A 3,198-nucleotide genomic window follows, 5' to 3' on the forward strand; every position below is an offset into this window, starting at 1 on the left:
TCATGGATGATCTGTTGCGGGAGTTTTTGACGGAGACCAGCGAGAGCCTGGACACCGTGGACAATCAGCTGGTGAAGTTCGAGCAGGAGCCGAACAACGCCAAGATTCTGGATAACATCTTCCGCCTGGTCCACACCATCAAGGGCACCTGCGGCTTCCTCGGGCTGCCGCGGCTGGAAGCGCTGGCGCATGCCGGCGAGACCCTGATGGGCAAATTCCGCGACGGCATGCCCGTGACCGCCGAGGCGGTGACGGTGATCCTGTCCTCGATCGACCGCATCAAGGAGATCCTCGCAGGGCTGGAGGCGACCGAAGCCGAGCCCGAGGGCAACGACCGCGACCTCATCGACAAGCTGGAGGCGATGGTCGAGCAGGGCATGGCCGCAATGGCTGCCGGTAGCTCGGCGCCTGTCGCCGAAGCGCCGCCGCTGGTGCCGGAAGCCCCGGCCGCTGCACCGGAGCCCGCCAAGGAGATGACCACGGGCACGCTGATCGATCAGACGCTGGAGCGTCCATTGCGTCCGGGCGAAGTCTCGCTCGACGAGCTCGAGCGCGCCTTCCGCGAGACCGCGATCGAACAGCCCGCGCCGGTTGCCGAAGCAAAGGCCGAGCCCGCGCCGGCTGCTGAAGCCCAAATTGCCAAGGACGCAAAACCCGCCCGGGAGAAGGCCGCGCCGAAGAGGGCGATGAGCGAGGAGATGGCGGGCGAAGGCGACCGCATCGCCAACCAGTCGATCCGCGTCAACGTGGATACGCTGGAGCACCTGATGACCATGGTCTCCGAGCTGGTGCTGACCCGCAACCAACTCCTGGAGATCTCCCGCCGCAACGAGGACACCGAGTTCAAGGTGCCGCTGCAGCGCCTCTCCAACGTCACCGCCGAGCTGCAGGAAGGCGTCATGAAGACGCGCATGCAGCCGATCGGCAATGCCTGGCAGAAGCTGCCCCGCATCGTCCGCGATCTGTCGAGCGAACTCGGCAAGCAGATCGAACTGGAGATGCACGGCGCCGACACCGAGCTCGACCGCCAGGTGCTCGACCTGATCAAGGACCCGCTCACCCACATGGTGCGCAACTCCGCCGATCATGGCCTGGAGACCCCCGCCGAGCGCCTCGCCAGCGGCAAGGGCGAGCAGGGCACCATTCGCCTGTCCGCCTATCACGAGGGCGGCCACATCATCATCTGCATCGCCGACAACGGCCGCGGCCTCAACACCGAGAAGATCAAGGCCAAGGCGCTCTCCTCGGGCCTCGTCACCGAGGCCGAGCTCGAGAAGATGAGCGAAGCCCAGATCCACAAGTTCATCTTCGCGCCGGGCTTCTCGACCGCCGCTGCCATCACCTCGGTCTCGGGCCGCGGCGTCGGCATGGACGTGGTGCGCACCAATATCGACCAGATCGGCGGCACCATCGACATCAAGTCGGTCGCCGGCGAAGGCTCGTCCGTCACCATCAAGATCCCGCTGACGCTCGCCATCGTCTCCGCCCTGATCGTGGAAGCTGCCGGCGACCGCTTCGCCATCCCGCAGCTCTCGGTGGTCGAGCTGGTGCGCGCCCGCGCCAACAGCGAGCACCGCATCGAGCGCATCAAGGACACTGCCGTCCTCAGGCTCCGCAACAAGCTGCTGCCGCTGATCCACCTGAAGAAGCTGCTCAAGATCGACGACGGCGCGGCTTCCGATCCCGAGAACGGCTTCATCGTGGTCACCCAGGTCGGCAGCCAGACCTTCGGCATCGTGGTCGATGGCGTGTTCCACACCGAAGAAATCGTGGTCAAGCCGATGTCGACGAAGCTGCGTCACATCGACATGTTCTCCGGCAACACCATTCTGGGCGATGGCGCTGTCATCATGATCATCGATCCCAACGGCATTGCCAAGGCGCTCGGCGCCGCCGGCTCCTCGGCCCACGGCATGGGTGACGAGAACGGCGCCCATCACGTCGGCTCCGGCGAGCAGACCACCTCGCTCCTGGTGTTCCGCGCCGGCTCCTCGCAGCCCAAGGCGGTTCCGCTCGGCCTCGTCACGCGCCTGGAGGAGCTGCCCGCCGACAAGATCGAGTTCTCCAACGGCCGCTACATGGTGCAGTACCGCGAGCAGCTGATGCCGCTGGTCGCCATGGAGAGCGTCACCGTTGCGAGCCAGGGCGCCCAGCCGATCCTGGTGTTCGCCGACGACGGCCGCTCCATGGGCCTCGTCGTCGACGAGATCATCGACATCGTCGATGAACGGCTCAACATCGAGGTCGGCGGCTCCTCCTCCGGCATTCTGGGCTCGGCCGTGATCAAGGGCCAGGCCACCGAGGTGATCGACGTCGGCCACTTCCTGCCGATGGCGTTCTCCGACTGGTTCACTCGCAAGGAGATGAAGCCGTCGCTGCACTCGCAGTCGGTGCTGCTGGTCGACGACAGCGCCTTTTTCCGCAACATGCTGGCCCCCGTGCTGAAGGCGGCCGGATATCGCGTCCGCACCGCGCCGACCGCGCAGGAGGGCCTGGCCGCGCTGCGCGCCCAGAGCTTCGACGTGGTGCTGACCGACATCGAGATGCCCGACATGAACGGGTTCGAGTTCGCGGAAGTCATTCGCTCCGACAACAATCTCGGTTCGATGCCGATCATCGGCCTCTCGGCGCTGGTGTCGCCGGCGGCGATCGAGCGCGGCCGCCAGGCCGGCTTCCACGACTACGTCGCCAAGTTCGACCGTCCCGGTCTGATCGCGGCGCTGAAGGAGCAGACCGCGGGCGCCGCCGGCGCCTCCGAGCTGAACCGGGCCGCGGCCTAGAGCAGGACAGGGAACAGGAGAGACACATGACCAGCAAGACCCAGTCCGCCGAAGGCACCATGGTCGAATACGTCACCGCGATGATCGGCGGCCAGCTGTTCGGCCTGCCGATCTCGCGCGTGCAGGACGTGTTCATGCCCGAGCGCGTCACCCGCGTGCCCTTGTCCTCGCACGAGATCGCGGGCGTCCTCAACCTGCGCGGCCGCATCGTCACCGTGGTGGACATGCGCTCGCGTCTCGGCCTGCCCAGGGATGAGGACGACAAGACCGCGATGGCGGTCGGTGTCGATTTGCGCGGCGAATCCTACGGCCTCCTGATCGACCAGATCGGCGAAGTGCTGCGCCTGCCCGAGACCGGCATGGAGGAGAATCCCGTCAATCTCGATCCCCGCATGGCCAAGCTCGCCGGCGGCGTGCA

The 3,198-nt window shown here is 66.4% G+C and carries 2 protein-coding genes; both read left to right on the forward strand.

Going from position 1 to position 3,198, the window contains the following annotated elements; genetic code table 11:
• The first annotated feature begins 2 nt into the window (after positions 1-2).
• Positions 3-2,780 (forward strand): hybrid sensor histidine kinase/response regulator, encoded by a 2,778-nt coding sequence (locus tag JHD07_RS36320; protein ID WP_291630944.1) that lies wholly within the window; start codon positions 3-5, stop codon positions 2,778-2,780.
• A gap of 26 nt (positions 2,781-2,806) precedes the next feature.
• Positions 2,807-3,198: chemotaxis protein CheW (locus tag JHD07_RS36325; protein WP_291630946.1), on the forward strand; the 392-nt coding region annotated here is incomplete at its 3' end.

Origin of the sequence: Bradyrhizobium sp. (assembly GCF_016462955.1) — a bacterium.
Lineage (GTDB): Bacteria > Pseudomonadota > Alphaproteobacteria > Rhizobiales > Xanthobacteraceae > Bradyrhizobium.